The sequence below is a fragment of the Streptomyces inhibens genome, from assembly GCF_003389455.1.
GTDB lineage: Bacteria > Actinomycetota > Actinomycetes > Streptomycetales > Streptomycetaceae > Streptomyces > Streptomyces inhibens.
In genome coordinates this window covers 12,729-30,139 of the sequence record NZ_QUAC01000049.1, presented here as the reverse complement: position 1 = coordinate 30,139, position 17,411 = coordinate 12,729, and the positions used below count along the sequence as shown (strand labels likewise).

Annotated in this window: 14 protein-coding genes and 2 tRNA genes; 9 read left to right on the top strand and 7 right to left on the bottom strand. The window is 68.4% G+C overall.

The window, feature by feature from the left end:
- Positions 1-108: 108 nt before the first annotated feature.
- From ehuB to DY245_RS07190, 6 genes are all read left to right on the top strand, one after another.
- On the top strand, positions 109-1,047 hold the full coding sequence (gene ehuB / locus DY245_RS07215; protein ID WP_128504688.1) for an ectoine/hydroxyectoine ABC transporter substrate-binding protein EhuB: 939 nt from the start codon (positions 109-111) through the stop codon (positions 1,045-1,047).
- On the top strand, positions 1,044-1,775 hold the full coding sequence (gene ehuC, locus DY245_RS07210) for an ectoine/hydroxyectoine ABC transporter permease subunit EhuC (RefSeq protein ID WP_128504686.1): 732 nt from the start codon (positions 1,044-1,046) through the stop codon (positions 1,773-1,775). The genes ehuB and ehuC overlap by 4 nt, the downstream gene beginning before the upstream one ends.
- A gap of 32 nt (positions 1,776-1,807) precedes the next feature.
- Positions 1,808-2,425, top strand: a complete 618-nt coding sequence (gene ehuD, locus DY245_RS07205) for an ectoine/hydroxyectoine ABC transporter permease subunit EhuD (RefSeq protein ID WP_238577721.1) — start codon at positions 1,808-1,810, stop codon at positions 2,423-2,425.
- On the top strand, positions 2,415-3,230 hold the full coding sequence (gene ehuA / locus DY245_RS07200; protein WP_181923558.1) for an ectoine/hydroxyectoine ABC transporter ATP-binding protein EhuA: 816 nt from the start codon (positions 2,415-2,417) through the stop codon (positions 3,228-3,230). The genes ehuD and ehuA overlap by 11 nt, the downstream gene beginning before the upstream one ends.
- A 529-nt stretch (positions 3,231-3,759) precedes the next feature.
- Positions 3,760-4,518, top strand: a complete 759-nt coding sequence (locus tag DY245_RS07195; RefSeq protein WP_128504682.1) for an IclR family transcriptional regulator — start codon at positions 3,760-3,762, stop codon at positions 4,516-4,518.
- A 62-nt stretch (positions 4,519-4,580) separates the two neighbouring features.
- Positions 4,581-4,654, top strand: a tRNA-Lys gene (locus DY245_RS07190).
- Positions 4,655-4,732: 78 nt separating this feature from the next.
- On the opposite strand, the gene DY245_RS07185 is transcribed toward DY245_RS07190, so the two are convergent.
- The 4 genes from DY245_RS07185 to DY245_RS07170 form a co-directional block, all read right to left on the bottom strand.
- On the bottom strand, positions 4,733-6,484 hold the full coding sequence (locus DY245_RS07185) for an AMP-binding protein (RefSeq protein ID WP_128504680.1): 1,752 nt from the start codon (positions 6,482-6,484) through the stop codon (positions 4,733-4,735).
- 213 nt (positions 6,485-6,697) lie between these two features.
- Positions 6,698-7,291, bottom strand: coding sequence for a lytic polysaccharide monooxygenase auxiliary activity family 9 protein (locus DY245_RS07180; RefSeq protein ID WP_128504678.1), 594 nt, complete (start codon positions 7,289-7,291; stop codon positions 6,698-6,700).
- A 308-nt stretch (positions 7,292-7,599) separates the two neighbouring features.
- Positions 7,600-8,709 carry a hypothetical protein gene (locus DY245_RS07175; RefSeq protein WP_244942888.1) on the bottom strand — a complete coding sequence of 370 codons (1,110 nt, stop codon included), beginning with the start codon at positions 8,707-8,709 and terminating at the stop codon, positions 7,600-7,602.
- A 197-nt stretch (positions 8,710-8,906) separates the two neighbouring features.
- Entirely contained in the window at positions 8,907-9,326 is a 420-nt protein-coding gene (locus DY245_RS07170) for an SsgA family sporulation/cell division regulator (protein ID WP_244942887.1), read from the bottom strand.
- Positions 9,327-9,785: 459 nt separating this feature from the next.
- Between DY245_RS07170 and DY245_RS07165 the strand changes: the two genes are divergently transcribed.
- Positions 9,786-9,859: transfer RNA gene (locus DY245_RS07165), tRNA-Lys, on the top strand.
- A 50-nt stretch (positions 9,860-9,909) separates the two neighbouring features.
- Here DY245_RS07165 and DY245_RS07160 read toward each other — a convergent pair.
- Genes DY245_RS07160 through DY245_RS07150 form a run of 3 tightly spaced genes read right to left on the bottom strand, consistent with a single transcriptional unit; the run spans position 9,910 to position 12,769 of the window.
- Positions 9,910-11,379, bottom strand: coding sequence for a hypothetical protein (locus DY245_RS07160; protein WP_128504674.1), 1,470 nt, complete (start codon positions 11,377-11,379; stop codon positions 9,910-9,912).
- Positions 11,376-12,449, bottom strand: coding sequence for a WXG100 family type VII secretion target (locus tag DY245_RS07155; protein WP_128504672.1), 1,074 nt, complete (start codon positions 12,447-12,449; stop codon positions 11,376-11,378). Before DY245_RS07155 ends, DY245_RS07160 begins: the two co-directional genes overlap by 4 nt.
- Entirely contained in the window at positions 12,446-12,769 is a 324-nt protein-coding gene (locus DY245_RS07150) for a hypothetical protein (RefSeq protein ID WP_128504670.1), read from the bottom strand. The genes DY245_RS07155 and DY245_RS07150 overlap by 4 nt, the downstream gene beginning before the upstream one ends.
- Positions 12,770-13,312: 543 nt before the next feature.
- Here DY245_RS07150 and DY245_RS07145 point away from each other — a divergent pair.
- Positions 13,313-15,385, top strand: a complete 2,073-nt coding sequence (locus DY245_RS07145; protein ID WP_128504667.1) for a glycosyltransferase family 2 protein — start codon at positions 13,313-13,315, stop codon at positions 15,383-15,385.
- Positions 15,382-17,334 (top strand): radical copper oxidase GlxA, encoded by a 1,953-nt coding sequence (gene glxA / locus DY245_RS07140; RefSeq protein ID WP_128504665.1) that lies wholly within the window; start codon positions 15,382-15,384, stop codon positions 17,332-17,334. The genes DY245_RS07145 and glxA overlap by 4 nt, the downstream gene beginning before the upstream one ends.
- Positions 17,335-17,411: the final 77 nt, after the last annotated feature.

Below are 17,411 nucleotides of genomic sequence, written 5' to 3'. Positions count from 1 at the left end.
CCCGATCGTAGGTGGGCAATACCGACGTACGGAACAACTCCGCGGCGCTTACCTCAAGGGCCGGAAACGATCGGCATATGTGTGAGGCGTTCGGGTAGCCGCGCGCCCATGGCTCCACCACAGGAGAACACCACAGTGATCAAAAGAAAATCGACAAGCGGCATCCGCCGCCGCTCGCTGCTCGCGGGGGTAGCGGCGCTCGGCGCAGCGGGTGCGGTGGGAGCGGCCACGGGGTGCTCACGGGTCGACGTCTCCGGGGCGACGGACGGCGGACATCTGCTCGACGATCTGCGCCGCAAGGGCACCGTACGCATGGGAATCGCCAGTGAGCCGCCCTATGCCTCCATCAACAGCAAGGGCGAGCTGACCGGTGAGGCGCCCGCGGTCGCCAAGACGATCTTCCGGCGGCTGGGGATCAAGAACTTCGAGCCGGTACCGGTCGAATTCGGTGCGCTGGTGCCCGGTCTGCACTCGTTCCAGTACGACGTGATCGTCGCGGGCATGTTCATCAACAAAGCGCGCTGCGCGGCGGTACTCTTCTCCGACCCGGATTACGAGAACAAGGACGCCTTCCTCGTACTCAAGGGAAACCCGAAGAAGATCAACTCGTATGCGGATATCGCCAAGGGCAATTTCCGGATGGGCTCCGGAATCGGCTATGCGGAGATCGACTACGCGGTCGGAAACGGCGTCAAGAAGAGCGCCATCCAGACGTACGGCGATCAGATCGCCGGAATGGAGGCTTTGGAGGCGGGCCGTATCGACGCCTTCGCCGGCACTGCGCTGACCATGATCGAGGCGCTGAAGACCGGCCAGCACCCCAAGGTGACGATGACCCGGCCGTTCACGCCGGAGGTCCATGGGAAACCCCAGCGGGACGGCGGCGGATACGGCTTCCGGATCGGCGAGACCAAGCTGCGCGACGCCTTCAACCGCGAGCTCCAGAAGATGAAGAAGAGCGGCGAACTCCTGCGTATCGCCCGGCCTTACGGCTTCACCAAGGAGTTCATGACCGACCTCACCGCGAAGGAGCTCTGCAAAAAGTGACCGGAGCGCTCTGGGAACTCTTCTTCAAGGGACTGTGGATCACCATCCAGCTGATGGTCTACAGCGCCGCCCTGGCCGCCGCAGTCGCCTTCGGCATCGGACTGGCCCGTACCTCGCGGTTCAAGACCGTCCGCTTCCTGTCGGGTGTGTACGTGGAATTCTTCCGCGGCACCTCGGCGCTGGTGCTGATGTTCTGGCTGTTCTTCGCGCTGCCGCTGCTGGGCTGGCAGCTCGTCGGCATCTGGGCGGGCACCCTGGCACTGGGCCTGTCCTACGGGGCGTACGGCTCCGAGATCGTCCGCGGCGCCATCCAGGCGGTGGCGCCCGCCCAGCGTGAGGCGGCCATCGCGCTGAGCTTCTCACCCTGGCAGCGGCTGCAGAAGGTGATCCTGCCGCAGGCCGTGCCCGAGATGATGCCGCCGTTCAACAACCTGCTGATCGAGCTGCTCAAGGGCACCGCGCTGGCGTCGCTGCTGTCCATCGGCGAGCTCACCTTCCAGGCCAAGCTCGCCCGGCTGTCGACCGGCCAGAGCGCCCAGGTCTACGGAATCATCCTCGTCCTGTACTTCGTGGTCGCGTTCGTGATGACCCGGATCATGCGGGTGCTGGAGCGCCGCGCCAAGGCTTCGATCGGCCGGGCGGTACCCAAGGGCGAGGGCTGGTTCTCCCGCAAGCTGCCCGTCGAGAAGCAGGGCCCCGAGGCGCTGGCCACCGGAGGAAAGCCGTGAACAACTGGTCATGGAGCTACGTCGGCGAGATCATGCCCGACCTCCTCAAAGGGCTGTGGATCACCGTCCAGGCCACGATCTACGGCTCACTGGTGGCCTTCGCGCTCGGGCTGGTGTGGGCGCTGGCCCTGCGCTCGCCGAGCCGGTGGGTGACCTGGCCGGTCAGCATCGTCGTCGAGTTCATCCGCAACACCCCGCTGCTGGTGCAGCTGTTCTTCCTGTTCTTCGTCCTGCCGGCCTGGGGGCTGACCTTCGCGCCGCTGACCACCGGTGTCATCGGCCTGGGCCTGCACTACTCGACGTACACCGCCGAGGTCTACCGCGCCGGCATCGACGGCGTCCCGCCCGGCCAGTGGGAGGCCGCCACGGCGCTGAGCCTGCCGCGCCGGCGCACCTGGACCGCGGTGATCTTGCCGCAGGCGTTCCGCCGGGTGGTGCCCGCGCTCGGCAACTACGTCATCGCGATGTTCAAGGACACGCCGCTGCTGGCCGGTATCACCGTTGCCGACATGCTCTTCCAGGCGAACAGCATCAGCGCCACCACCTTCGACTACCTGGAGCCGATCACCGTCGTCGGCATCCTCTTCGTGGTCATCTCCTACCCCACCTCTCTCCTTCTGCGAGCTCTGGAGCGTCGCCTTGTCCGCTGACAGCACCCCCTCGAAAGAAACCGCCAACCCCGGGGTGGATGGCACCGAGCTGATCCGCTTCGACAAGGTCACCAAGCGGTTCGGGTCCAACACGGTCCTCGACTCGCTGGACTTCACCGTCTCCTCGGGCAAGCACGTCACCCTCATCGGCCCGTCCGGATCCGGCAAGACCACGATTCTGCGGCTGCTGATGACGCTGCTGAAGCCGGACGAGGGCACCATCAAGGTCGGCGGCGAGTATCTGATGCACGAGGAGAAGGGCGGCAAGCTCGTACCGGCCGGGGAGAAGCACATCCGCGAGGTCCGCAAGAACATCGGCATGGTGTTCCAGCAGTTCAACCTCTTCCCGAACATGAAGGTGCTGCGGAACATCACCGAGGCCCCGGTGCACGTCCTCGGCCTGGACAAGGACGCCGCCGAGGAGCGCGCCCGCGAACTGCTGGACCTGGTGGGCCTGACCGAGCACCTCGACAAGTACCCCACCCAGCTCTCCGGCGGCCAGCAGCAGCGGGTCGCCATCGCCCGGGCGCTGGCGATGCGCCCGCAGGTGCTGCTGCTGGACGAGGTGACCTCCGCGCTCGACCCGGAGCTGGTGGCCGGAGTGCTGGACGTGCTGCGGGACATCGCGCACACCACGGACATCACGATGCTGTGCGTCACCCACGAGATGAACTTCGCCCGGGACATCTCCGACGATGTGCTGATGTTCGACGCCGGCCGGGTCATCGAATCCGGTTCCCCGGAAAAGATCTTCACGGAGCCGGAGCACGAGCGCACCCGGGAATTCCTGAGTGCGGTGCTGTGAACGCCGTGCGTATCGCGCGGTGAACGGCGCACGGTAGGCGATGGATTCGGGTGGTGTGCCCCCCTCATCGGGTCGGGGCACACCACCCTTTCCCCTTTCCGCACACCGGCACCACGGACGGCCCGCGCGGCGCTCACGACACCACCTCATGACCGGGGTGGGACAAGGGAGTTGCCGATCCCGGCCGGGTGGCCTGCTCCCGATGGACCGCTCACGGAACCGGCCAGGGAAATGGCCGGTTTCGCTCCCTCCAGAGGCGCTCCCGGGGCCCGCCCCGGGATGGCCGGGTGTCATCGGGGGCACAAAACCCCTGCGTATCCGGCTCGGTGACCTTGGCATATGCCACAGTCTCAAGCCGCAGTACAGAAAACCGAGGCCCACCTCTTTTCAGTCAAGACCCCCTCCATCGAGGGCCGTTGACCGCTATCGTGATAGCAGCCCCGTTGTCCGGGAGCGGTCGCGCATGCGTCGGCCGTGACCACCAACGACGGCCACGACGCAAGCGGTAACAACCTGCTAGGGGGACACCGTGGCGCTGAAGCCCGAGCCGACCGCGCCGTTCCATTCGGTGCAGTACGCACTTCGCGTGCTCGAAACGATCTCCAGGCACGCCGGTGGCGTGACCGATGTGCAGATCGCCCGCGAAACCAGCCTGTCCCCTGGTCAGCTCGCCCACATGCTGGCGATGCTCCGACGCGAGGGCTATGTCGAGCAGGTCTCCGACGGGGCGTATGTCGTCGGCGAATCGCTACTGCTCCTGGGATCCGGTGGCGACCGCGACCGGGCCCTGCGCGACAAGCTGCAACTCACCCTCGACCAGCTGCGCGATTCGGTCGGCGCGGCGGTCTACATCAGCCGGTACATCGACGGCGAGGTCAAGATCCTCCACTACGCCGACGGACCGCTGGCTCCCAAGGTCAACGAGTGGGCCGAATTCCACCGCACGGCACACGCCAGCGCGGTCGGCAAATGCCTGCTCGCGCAGCTCGACCACGACGGCCGCAAGGACCACCTCTCCCGCCACAAGACCGCCCGGCTCACCTCCCGGACGATCACCAACGAGAAGGTCCTGTTCCACAAGCTCGACAGCCAGCCGCCCACGGTCCCCGTCCTGGACCTCCAGGAGTACGCCGTCGGTACGGTCTGCGCGGCCGTACCGATCACCGCCGGTTCGACGGTCGGCTGCCTCGCGCTGTCCATGCCGCTCGAACACGCCCACCGCCTGCGCCAGGCCGCCGACACCCTCAACCGCAAGGCCGCGCCGGTACTGCTGTCACTGGCGATCTGACGTGGTTCCCACCGTGGTCATGAGCACCCCTCTCGACCAGGTAGTATTTCTTTCGTCAGCGCGCGCCGCTAGCTCAGTTGGTTAGAGCAGCTGACTCTTAATCAGCGGGTCCGGGGTTCGAGTCCCTGGCGGCGCACGTATAGAAGTGGGCGTTCTCGGTTCTCCGGGGGCGCCCATTTCGTTGTGCGTCGATCACTCATCGGGATCATGGGGATCATCGGTCCAGGAGATGGGCACGGCCCTGATCGCGATACAGCGCCAGGAGAGCGACCCGGTCCTCGTCGGTGAACGGGCGGTACCCGCTTCCGGCGGGAGCGGTGGTGCGGGCCGCGGAGGTGACCGGCGACCACCAGACCGGCTCCGGGCACCGGAAACCGGCCCGCCGCAGGGCCACCCGGTGCACCTTGTTCGTCGCAGTCACCGGCAGCGCCGCCACCGTCCGTACGAACCGGGGCGCCATCTTCGTACCGAGATCGGGCTGGGCGGCAAGAAAGGCCGCGAAGTCATCGGGGTCGAACACGGCACCTTCGTGGAGGGCGAGGGCCGCCATGACCTGGTCCCCGGCGACCGGATCGGGCACGGCGTACACGGCGACGCCGGCGGCCGGGGCGTAACGGGCGAGGATGTTCTCGATCATCGCGGCGGCGAGATTCTCGCTGTCGACCCGCAGCCGGTCGTCCGTACGCCCGGCGAAGTGGAAGAACCCGTCGGTGTCCCGGAAGAAAAGATCCCCGGTCCAGTACCAGCCCGCGCCGACCCGCCCCTCGGCCCGGCCGCGGGTGCGTGCCGCGGTCGCCCCGGGATTGCGCCAGTAGCCCTCGAAGGAGCTGCGGCCGCGGTTGACCAGCTCTCCTATCGCCTGCTCCCCGTTCAGCAGCCGGCCGGCCGGGTCGAGGCGGGCGCGCGGCAGCTCAGTGCCGGTCTCCGGGTCGACGACGGCGAGGTCGTCGCCGGGGGCGGGCCGTCCGACGGCGCCGGGCGGGGTGTCCGGCGTCCGCTGGATCGCGGCGCCGCCCTCGGAGGAGCCGTACCCCTCGATCAGACGGACGCCGAACCGTTCGGCGAAGCGGGCGGTGTCCACGGTCCCCGCCTCGGTGCCGAAGCCGGTGCGCAGCGGATTGTCCCGGTCGTCGGGGGCGGGCGGGGTCGCGAGCAGATACTGCACGGCCCGGCCGACGTAGGTGAAGTACGTGGCCCCGTAGCGGCGTACGTCGGGGAGGAAGACGGAGGCGGAGAAACGGCGGCGCAGCGCGAGGGCGGCGCCGCCGGCGAGCGCCGGGGCCCAGCCGGCGATCACGGCGTTGCCGTGGAACATCGGCATACAGAGGTAGTGCACATCGTCCCGCCGCACCCCGAGATACCCGACCAGCGAGTGGCCGGCGGCGGCCAGCCTGCCCTGGGAGCAGAGCGCGGCCTTGGGTGCGCCGGTGGAGCCGGAGGTGAAGTAGAGCAGCATCCGGGAGTCGGGCGTCGGCGGGCGGGCTGCGGTGGAGCCGGCCGCGATCTGGTCGGGCGGCGTGCCCTCGTACGGCGCGAGCAGCTCCTCGTACGCCGGATCGTCCACGACGAGGACCCGCTCGGGCGGGAGGGGGAGAGCCAGACCCGCCAGCAGCGGCAGGTGGGCGCGCTCGGTGATCAGCAGCGCGCAGTCGGTATGGCTGATGTCACGAGCGAGCTCCGGCCCGCGGCGGGTGGGATTGATCCCGGCCACGGCAGCCCCGGCGAGCGCCGCCGCGCTCAGCCACAGCGGATATTCCGGAACATTGTCGAGCAGTACCCCGAGATGCGGCTCCGCTCCCCGCGGCAACAGCTCCCCCAGCAACGCCGCCCGCGCGGCAGCACCGCCCGCAAGCTCATGGTGGGTGAGGGCACGGTCCCCGTACTTCGCTCCGATCCGGTGGTCGCCCCATTGGGCGCGTACGAGCTCGGCGATGGTGCCGGCATTGCTGGTGCCGTTGGCTGCCATGGCGCCGGAGAGTAGCTGACGTGGCGTCAGATTCCCAGGGCTGGCCGCCGGCCGGAGCCATTGCCGGTCTCTTGGGCCGCAAGGCGGTGAAGTCGTGGTCGTAGCAGTTGGGCGGACGGCAGGCAGGGGACGGAAGGCGAGGCCTCCCCGGGGGAAGGCGGGGAGGCCCGGCGGGAGGGGTGGTCGGCGTCGTTGCCCGGTGGAGCGGGGGCGTCAGGAGAGGTCGACGTCCGAGCAGGCGTAGAACGCGTTGTCCGTGTCGGCGATGTTCCAGACGCCCAGGATGATGTGGCGGCCGGACTTCTGGGTGGGAACGGTGCCCTGGTGCTGGACGGTCTCACCCGGCTGTGCGCCGCCCATGGGGACGGTCATGAACGGCTCGGGTTCGAGGTCGGCGCGGGTGAGCGGCTTGCTGGGGTCGTAGCCGTCCTTGGTGATGAAGTATGCGAAGTCCGTGGTGGAGTGACGTGCGGTCAGTCGCCAGGTGAAGGTGTAGCCCTGCCCCGGGGAGAGCTTGGTGCCGGGCCACTTGCCGCCGCGCGGGTCGTCCAGTTCGGCGAAGTTCTCATGTCCGCCGGAACAGATCTTGCCGTCGGCGGGGCCGGCGGCCGGGAAGCCCTTGGGGGCCTCGACGCTCTGTGGTTCGTACTGAATCGCACCGCAGTCCTTGACGGTGCCATTGGCGCAGAGCGCCTGCCGACTGGGGGGTGCGTCGCTGTAGCCGTGGCTGGAGGCGCTGCCCGTCGAGAGCAGGGAGACACCGATGACGCCGAGGCCGATCACGGCAGCGCTGAGCTTTTTGCGCATGCTTCGCTCCTGAAGAACGTGGGGGGAGTTCCGTGAGCTGTGTGACGTGAGCTGTGTGACGTGAGGTGAGGCGATGTGAGGTGAGGCGATGTGGCGACTGAGGGGGTGTGGTGAGTGAGGGGATGTGAGTGACGCGATGTGATGTGATGCGCGGTCTAGACCAACTCGCAGAGTAGTGAGAGCTGTTGGTCATGTCCAGACCAATGTCACGGTCGGTGTCGCGGTCAATGCCGCAGTCGGTGTGGCGGTCAATGTCACGGTCGATGTCGGGCCAAAGGCGAGGCTGATGTCGTGAGGGGCTGGGGGCGTCAGGCCGCCGCCGGGAGCGGGGTCGTCGTGGGGCGGGCGGCGGTCTGTACGAGGGCGGTGTAGGTGCGGCGGAGGGCGATCAGGGACTCCTGGGCCTCCCGGTAGACGGCAGCGTCCGGGCCGCCGCGGTGGGCGAGGGTGCGCACCGGCGCGCAGTGGCGGTCCATCGCGCTGAGCCAGGCCCGGTGTTGCGCCGGGAGGTGGCGTCGTACGAACTGGCGCCTACCCTCGCCCGGGCGGCGGCCGCCGATGCCCAGCACCGCGTCGGCGGCCTGGAGTACCGGCGGTTCCAGGGCGCCCTGTTCGGCGAGCGCGCCGAGCACCGCGCGCTGCTGTGACGTGGCCGGCGCGGCCGCGAGTTCCGCCGCCTCGGCGTGGAGCTGGGCGCGCAGGGCGTGCTGGACGCGGACCAGGCGGCGTAGCGCCGTCGGGGTGGAGGAGTCGTCGGGCGAGCGGCCCGCGAGGGTTTCGGCGAGCCGGAAGAGCCAGATCCCGTGCGCCTCCAGCCGGGTCGCGGCCAGCATCAACCGGTCCAGACGGCTGAGCGGTTGGCCCTCCGGCGCCCAGCGGACGATGGGGACGAGCTGTTCGGTGCGGGCGAGTTGGTCGATGGGGATGTGGCGGCGCGGTTTGCGTTCCGGGGCCCAGTTGTGGAGCGCGAGGGTGGGCAGGGCGACGAACTGGTCGTGGTCGATGCGGTGCGCGATGGCCGCCCACAGTTCGAGAAACGCCTCGTCGGCGACCTGACGTGCGGCCGGCGCCTGCGGGTCGAGGCCGCACCATCCGCACGACACCGCGATGACCGCGATACGCATGGCGGCGGCTTCCGCGTTACGGGTCGAGAGGCGGGAGACGCGCTGCCGCAGCGCGGACAACTCGTCGGCGCGATGGGCGCGTTCGACGAGGGCGACGGCGGCCTCACGGTCGGGCGCGATCGCCGCGGCGCGGGCCATGGCGTCCAGCCGGGTCCAGGTCCCGATCATGGAACGGACGGGCGGCCGCTCGGGCAGAAACCCGTGCGCGCGGGGGTCGTGGGGCGCGGGCACGGCAGGAGAGTCGGCCGCGCCGACCGGTATGCCGGCGCCGGGCGAGGCCGCGGTCGCGGCCATGGTCGCCGCCCCGGTACAGGCTGTGGCCCCACCCCCCGCGGCGGCCGCGTCCGCACCCATGGCTCTCTCCACGGTCGTAGCCGCGTCCTCAGCCGTAGCGGCAGCCGTAGCCCTGGCCACAGCTGTAGCCGTAGCCGTAGTGGCCACCGCATCTGCAGCCGCGGCCGTAGTGGCAGTCGTGATCGTCATGTTCCCCCTCAGCATTTCCCCGCGAGCAACCGGGCCAGATGGGTGTCCATGTCGAGGTAGCGCTCCTCGTGGCCGGGCGGGACGATCGCCGCGGTCTGCTCCAGCCAGGCGGTCAGCTCCGTCGCCCGCACCGACAGCTCGCAGACACTGTCGTCGGTGGACAGCTCGATGTGTACGCGACGCGCTTCGCCCGGCCGGCGGAACGGCCACACCCGTACGTCCCCCTCCCCCGCTTCGTCGTACAGCCCGCACAGCAGCAGATCGCGAGCGAACAGCCAGGTGGCGACCGTGTGCCCGCGACTGATGAAGGCGACCTCGACCTCGTACGGGCGGTCGCTGCGATAGCTGAACCGACCCGCCACCGGAACCGCTTCGTCCGGCCCGAGGAGGAGCTGCATCTCAAGGGTGCGCTTGGCTGTCGACACCATGACGATCAACCTTTCCGACGGAGGGGCGAGTCCCGGGACCCGGTCCGGGGCGCGCGTCCTGGCAGACGTTGCTGTGGAGGGTGGGGTTGCAAGAGGCGAGGGATGAGTGACGGACGCCATGGCCGACCCGCTCCTGGCTTGTTCAGTTTTTTCGCTTTGGCGCTCGCCTCTCAGCCTCTCAACCGGCAGGACATATCGCATGTTGACGGGGCAACTGATGATCTACGGCCACGGACTCGATGAACTCGATCTTCACAGAGCAATTCGGGCGAGCCGCCAGCCGAAGGTCTCAAGATCAAGGGACTTTTGACCCGTATTGGGAGACATTCGGGTGAGGTATAGGGATCCGCGCCCGAAGTGACGTGGAGTGGCAGGGATCACATGGCTCGAGTGCGTGAGCTGCGCGGTCGCGGGTACAGAGCACGTCCGGAGTTCGTGTAAAGTTCTTCAGGTCAGCGCGCGCCGCTAGCTCAGTTGGTTAGAGCAGCTGACTCTTAATCAGCGGGTCCGGGGTTCGAGTCCCTGGCGGCGCACGTAACACTGAGGCCCCTCGCCATGCGAGGGGCCTCAGTCATTGGGGCGGTCAGGCGGCCGGTCCCCCGCCGGCCTGCACCTCGGCCTGCGCGGCCTTCGTCTCCGCCGCCGGTGCGGCGAACAGGCCGCCGGTCATCCAGACGAGGAGCGGCGCGAGGGCGCCGGCCGCAGCCGTCCAGAGGCGCCATCCGCCGTCCACCGGGAGGAGCAGCGTCCCCGCGACGGCGACCGAGAGGATCATGCCGAGCAGCACGCTGATGGGCACCGTGCGCGGCCAGTGACTGCCGAGTTCGAGCAGGCGGGTCCGTCGGCCGGCGTCGACCGGGAACGGCTCGCGCTTCCGGGCGGCTGCGATCCGGGCGGCCTCGGCCCCCGGGACGCGTCCGGGCAGCTGCCAGCCGTCGTCCGCAACGAAGTCGGCGGGTGCCTTGCCCTTGGATCCGGTGGGCTTCCACAGCAGCCAGCCCTCGGTGCCGATGAGCAGCGGGGCGGCACGCTTGTGCGATGCCGCGAGGTTGAGCGGGACGTCGCCGGCCTCGGTGCGCAGGATCAGGCACTGGTAGCGGGCGGTGCTCTTCTTGGCGCTTGTCGTGGCGCCTGCCTTGTCGTCCGGTTTCCCGTCCTGCTTGTCATCACCCGGTCCGGTGTCGTCACCGGATGGCTGCTCCACATGCTCGGCCACGCCTGTCGCCGTCGCACGCAGCGCGACCCAGCTCGCGTCGACCCGGCGGGCGGCCCGGCGCGGCGCGGCGGCGATGGCCGTCCCCACGAAGAGCATCGCCATGGCGAGGATCACCCACAGGGCGGCGACGATGAGGAAGCTGCTGTGCGGCAGGGTGCGGCCGATGAGCTGCGCCTCGACCTCGGAGCGGGCCGTGGCACCGACCGCTCCCAGCTCGGGCCGCCCGGGCGTATGCGCGACGGGGAAGGTGTCACCCACTTGCCCGACGCCCCGGTGGACCTCCGTACGGAAGGTGGCGAGGACGCCCTTGCCGCCGTGGGCCGCCGGCAGCCGGACGGTGTAGTCGGCCACGGACGAGGCCCGGCTGCTGCTGCCCGCGCGCTCGGCATTGCGTACCGCGACAACCGGCAGCTCCTCGATCACATAGCCGGCCCCGGCGATCCGGCCGGCCGTGGGGCTGCGGTCCGGGGTGGCCGCGCCCAGGCTGCCGAACAGCACCAGGGCCGTGGGGACGGCGAGGGCGACGGCGGTGATCCGGGCCCAGGTCCAGCGGGATCCGTGGAGTGCGCCGGGGACGGCGGAACCCGCCCCGGCCGCCGGGGTGCGTTCCGCCTCCAGCGCCAGCTCGTACGCGCGCCGTGGCGTCACCCGGCCGGCCCGCAGGACATATCCGGTGATCGCCAGGATGCATCCGGCGAGCGCCGCGAGCGCCACCCAGGTCACGGCCGTACGGACCGGTCCCGCGCCGAGGAAGAGCCAGCCGGCGGTGAGCACGACAAGGGCCGGCAGCCCCACCACGGTCACGCCGCGGCCGAGCCGCACCGTGCCGGCGCTCATCCGAAAGCCCCGAACTTGCTTGTATCAGGCTTGTCCTTCACCTTGTCGGCGCCCTTCTCGTTCTGCTTGCCTGCGTCTTCCTGGGCATCCTTGATGTCGTTGCCGTCCTCACCCGCACCCATACCGATGGCGCCGTTGATACCGACGTCGATGCCCAGTTCGCGGGTGCCGTTGAGATTCTGCCCGTCGATCGCATGATGGGTGGCCGCGCCTCCCGCGGCACCACCGAGCCCGCCGAAGACCGCGCCGATGGCGATCTGGGTGGGGTCGTTGTCCTCGCCCTTGATCGCGTTGTTGGTGAGGTCGCCGATGACGCTGGCGCCGGATCCACCCAGGGCGCCCGATACGGCGCCCTCGACGAGGCCACCGCCGAGGCGGCCGCCGATGAGGGCTCCCGCACCGGCTCCGCCGAGCGCGCCATAGCCGGCGTTGATGGCGTTGTCGCGCCATTCCGGGCCCTTACCGCTGATCAGGCTGGTGCCGACACCGGAGGCGAATCCGCCCGCGTACTGTGTCCCCATTTCGACCAGGAAACGCTGCCATTTACCGGCGCGGGCGAAGGTCTGAATGGCGCGAAATGCCTTGGCGACCTTGCTGAGAATACTGCCGAGACGGGTGGCAGCGCGGGCCGCCTGTGCGGCGAGGCGGGCGGCATTGGCCGCAGCGGCAGCGGCGCCGAAGCCCATCGTCACGAAGGACAGGGCAATACCGACACCTACCGATACGCCAATCTCCAGATAGATCTGATGGATTTCGTCATTGATCGTCTCAATGGAGTCAGCGGCTTCGTCGAGCCCCTTGGCCGCTTTCTCGAAGACCGGGACGGTTTCGTCGACGGCCCTCTTCAAGTCGTCCCAGTGCGCCTTGAAGGCGTCGGCGGATTCTCCTCGCCAGTGTTCGCCGAGGGTGTTCTCGACCTGGGTGTCGAGAGTGCTGAACATGGTGTCGAGGTGTTCGCCCATGGTGCGCCAACCTCGGGCCGCGTCGCGCAGAACGTCGGGTCGGCCACCGGGGTTGACGATCTCGATGCCCGCTTCGTAGACCTTCTCGGCGACGCTCTCCTCGCTCACTTGCCGTCGCCCTTGAACATATCGGCCATGGCATCGTCCGCGGCGTCGGTGTTCTTGGCGTTCTCCCGCATGCCGCCACCGATGGCATCGAGGTGGCGGTGGAGATTGCCGAGGGACTTCGTCATGTGTTCGGCCAATTCGATGTAGGCAGACGTGACTTCCTCGGATTCGGTGAGCAGGCCGAATCCGTCGTGGATCTGCTCATCTCCGGTCTTGCCGGCAAATTCCTTCAGATATTGTTCCAAATCGTACGCATGGGTCTCGAAGCTCTTACCCAGCTTGTTGAGCTGTGCCTCATCGATGTACATATCGCCGGCCATGTCGCACCCGATTTTTCGACTCGCTTGTTTACATGGGAAGTCGACGGTGGACTTTACCAATACCGGTGCTTACCTTTACCAACCGAGATCCCCCACGCCCGCAAGAGCGCGCCGTACCGGCCATCGCGTCAAGTGGCGTAGGAAGTTGGTCGGTTCCGGACTGCGGCGGTCGCTCTCGGTCGCGAGTGGTGCGCGCTCCGCCATGCACCGTCCCGCATTGCACAGTCTTGTCCGTATCCCCTGTGGTTCCGTCTTGCAATCATGGGGTGGGTTCGGGACCCTGACCTGGGAAGTCGGCCGAAAAGAGGCTGGATCCCGAGATGTTGGGGATAAGGGGATGTGCCGGTTGGCGTGATGTGGACGCGGGGGGCCCGCCGCTTGGCAGGATCGCGGGGCGTTCATCATGCAACCGGAAGACGGCCGTCACCGTCTGACGGTGCGGGCGGCCGACACCAGTGAGCCCGAGTCGGTCGAGGGGGACCGAGCGCTCGGGCCATCAGCGATCGGCACGCAGTTTGCGCTGCGTGCGGGGGGGATGGACTCATGACGTCGCCGCCTGAGGGCGCCCGGCCGCAGTATCCGTACGATCCGTCCGCCACGGCGCGCCTGCGCGTGCCACGCCAGCACTGGCAGCGGCGGACCCAGCGCAAGCCGCTGCCGCGGTACGACTACGAGCACTACAGCCGGCTGGCCGGGCCGCTCACCCAGCCCGACCCGGACAAGCCCTACAAGGTCCGCTACCGCTCGCTGCTCGCCGATGAGCCGCACCGCATCCGGGCGGCGCTGCTGCTCGGCGCGGCGCCGCTGGTCTCGCTGGGGCTGCTGGCGTGGCTGCTGCAGCCCGCCCACTGGACCGAACGCGACTACCCCGCCTACGACTTCCTGCCGGTGCTGGACACCGTCATGCTGGTCTCGATCGGGCTGATCGAGTTCTTCCGGTGCATGAATGTGCTGTCCAACGCGCACGCCACGCTCGTCGCCCGCGACCCCGTCCCGGTCATACCGGAGAGCGGCACCCGCGTTGCCTTCCTCACCTCCTTCGTCCCCGGCAAGGAACCCCTGGCGATGGTGACGAAGACGCTGGAGGCGGCGGTCAAGGTGCGCCACCGCGGTCTGCTGCACGTCTGGCTGCTGGACGAGGGCGACGACCCCGAGGTCAAGGAGGTCTGCCGGCGCCTGGGCGTACACCACTTCAGCCGCAAGGGCGTACCGGAGTGGAACCAGGCCAAGGGACCGCATCGAGCCAAGACCAAGCACGGCAACTACAACGCCTGGCTGCAGGCGCACGGCGATGCCTACGACTACTTCGCGTCCGTCGACACCGACCATGTCCCGCTGCCCAACTACCTGGAGCGGATGCTCGGTTTCTTCCGCGATCCGGACGTCGGCTTTGTCATCGGCCCGCAGGTGTACGGGAATTACGACACCTTTGTCACCAAGGCCGCCGAATCGCAGCAGTTCCTCTTCCATGCGCTGATCCAGCGGGCCGGTAACCGCTATGGCGCGCCAATGTTCGTCGGCACGTCCAACGCCGTACGTATCAGCGCGCTCAAGCAGATCGGCGGGCTGTACGACTCGATCACCGAGGACATGGCGACCGGTTTTGAAATGCACCGGCACCGCAATCCGCAGACCGGGCGGAAGTGGCGTTCGGTCTATACGCCGGACGTGCTGGCGGTCGGCGAGGGGCCCACGGCCTGGACGGACTTCTTCACCCAGCAGTTGCGCTGGTCGCGCGGGACGTACGAGACGATCCTCAAGCAGTTCTGGAAGGCGCCGTTCACACTGCCGCCGGGCCGGCTCTTCAACTACACCATGATGGTGATCTTCTATCCGATGTCGGCCATGAACTGGATTCTGGCAGCACTGAGTTGTGCGCTGTTCCTGGGTCTTGGCGCCTCGGGTGTGCAGATCGATCCGGCGGTGTGGATGATGCTCTACGGAAATGCCTCGGCGCTGCAGATCGGCCTGTATGTGTGGAATCGCCGGCACAATGTCTCGCCGCATGAGCCGGAGGGTTCCGGCGGTATCGCCGGCATGGTGATGTCCGCGCTGTCGGCGCCGATTTACGCCCGGTCGCTGTTCGACGCCGTATTGCGCCGGAAGAGCAAGTTCGTGGTCACGCCGAAGGGCGACTCCTCCAGCCCGGACACGCTCTTCGGAACGTTCCGGGTGCATCTGTTCTTCCTGCTGATTTTCGGGGGCTCGCTGGGTGCCTCGTTCGTCCTGGGGCACAGCCATCCGGCGATGATCACCTGGGCCACGCTGGCGATGCTTATCACCGCCGCACCGATCATCGCCTGGCGGATGACCGTACGCGGTGAGAAGCGGAAGCGGAGGGCGGCGGCCGGTGCGGCGAGTGCGGCCGGGCGGGCGGATGGTGGTCCGCCGGGGGGCGAGGGGCCGGCGGTCGTAGCCATTGACCAGGCCGCCGGCGCGGCTGGTGACCAGGCCGCCACCGATGAGCCCGCCGCCACGGCCGGTGACCAGCCCGCCACTACGGCTACCGATGAGCCCTCCACCACGGCCGCGGACCAGCCGGCCACCACGGCCGCCGATCAACCAGCCTCCACCGAACAGACCCTGCAGATCGCCCTTGGGGGACGTCACACATGAAGTACCGTCCGAGCCGTCGCACCCGCCGAGTGGCGATAGCGACGGCGGTGGTGCTTGCGCTGGCCGGGATGAACGGGCCGGCTCTCTACGGCTTCGCCTCGGAGAAGTACCACCAGTACGAGATCAACAAGCCCGAGTACAAGGCGGCGAACGGTCACTGGGATGTCGTCGACGTCCCGGACAAGTACCGCATCAACACCATTCACGCGGCCCTGCTGCACACCGGGAAGGTGCTGCTGGTCGCCGGCTCGGGCAACAACGCCGCGAACTTCCGGGCCAAGTCGTTCCGTACGGTCCTGTGGGACCCGGAGAAGAACACCTTCAAGAACATCGACACCCCCAAGGACCTCTTCTGCTCCGGGCACACCCAGCTCCCGGACGGCAAGCTCCTGGTGGCCGGCGGCACCCAGCGCTACGAGAAGCTGGGCGGCGATGTGAAGAAGGCCGGCGGCCTCATGATCCTCTACAACGAGAATCCGGACGCGCCCAAGACGTTCCCGGCCGGCACGCTCTTCACGGGCAAGCAGAACGGCAAGACCTTCGCCTCCAAGGACCCGGTCGTGGTCCCGCGGGCGAAGAAGACCAAGGACCCGGCGACCGGCAAGGTCACCGTGGTCCACAGCGAGGCCCGGGTCTATGTCGAGGCGCTCAAGGATGGCCGCGACTACTCCACGGGCGCCCAGGACAACTACCGCATCCACGGCCTGACCGGCGCGGATGCCCGTAATTTCTACGGCATCGCGCAGAAGCTGTCCTTCGACAAGAAGGACTTCCAAGGGATCAAGGACACCTTCGAGTTCGACCCGGTCGCCGAGCGCTACGTTCCCGTCGACCCGATGAACGAGGCCCGCTGGTATCCGACGCTGACCACCTTGCAGGACGGCAAGGTCCTGTCCGTCTCCGGGCTGGACGAGATCGGGCAGGTCGTCCCCGGCAAGCAGGAGGTCTACGACCCGAAGACGAAGAAGTGGAGCTATCTGCCGAAGCAGCGCTTCTTCCCCACCTATCCGGCGCTCTTCCTCACCGACCAGGGCCGGATCTTCTACACCGGCTCCAACGCCGGCTACGGCCCGGACAACATCGGACGCACCCCCGGCATCTGGGACCTGAAGTCCAACAAGTTCCAGGTCGTGCCCGGGATGAGCGATCCGAAGATCCTGGAGACGTCGATGTCGGTGCTGCTGCCGCCCGCCCAGGATCAGCGGTACATGGTGCTGGGCGGGGGCGGGGTCGGCGAGGACCCGAGGGCCACTGACAAGACCCGGATCGTGGATCTGCACGTCCCCTCACCACGCTTCAAGGACGGGCCGCCGCTGTATGCGAAGGCCCGCTACCCGAGCAGCGTGATCATGCCGGACGACACGGTGCTGACCACGAACGGCTCCGGCGACTACCGCGGACGCAGCGACTCCAACGTCCTCAAGGCGGAGCTGTACGACCCGAAGGCCAACACCGCCCGGCAGGTGGCCGATCCGCTGGTGGGCCGCAACTACCACTCCGGTGCGCTGTTGCTGCCGGACGGCCGGGTGATGACCTTCGGCTCCGACTCCCTCTACGCCGACAAGGACAACACCAAGCCGGGCGTCTTCCAGCAGCAGATCGACCTCTACACCCCGCCCTACCTCTTCCGGAAGTCGCGTCCCGAGCTGACCGGCCCGGGCTCCAGGACGATCCCGCTCGGCGGCAGCGCGGCATACAGCTCCCCGCAGGCCTCCGCGATCAAGAAGATGCGGCTGATCCGCCCCGGCTCCTTCACCCATGTCACCAATGTCGAACAGCGGTCGATCGCGCTGGACTTCACGGTGACGAAGGGCGGGGACGGCGTGACGGTCACCCTGCCCAAGGATCCGTCGCTGGTGCCGCCGGGGTGGTACATGCTGAATGCGGTGGACGGGGCGGGCACCCCGTCGAAGGCGGTATGGGTGAAGGTGCCGGCGGAGCGGGGTTAGGGCCGGCCGGGCCCGGGGTGATCCGAAAGACACGCCCCGGCCTTCGGCCGTGACGGCACCCTGATGGTGGGTGCCGC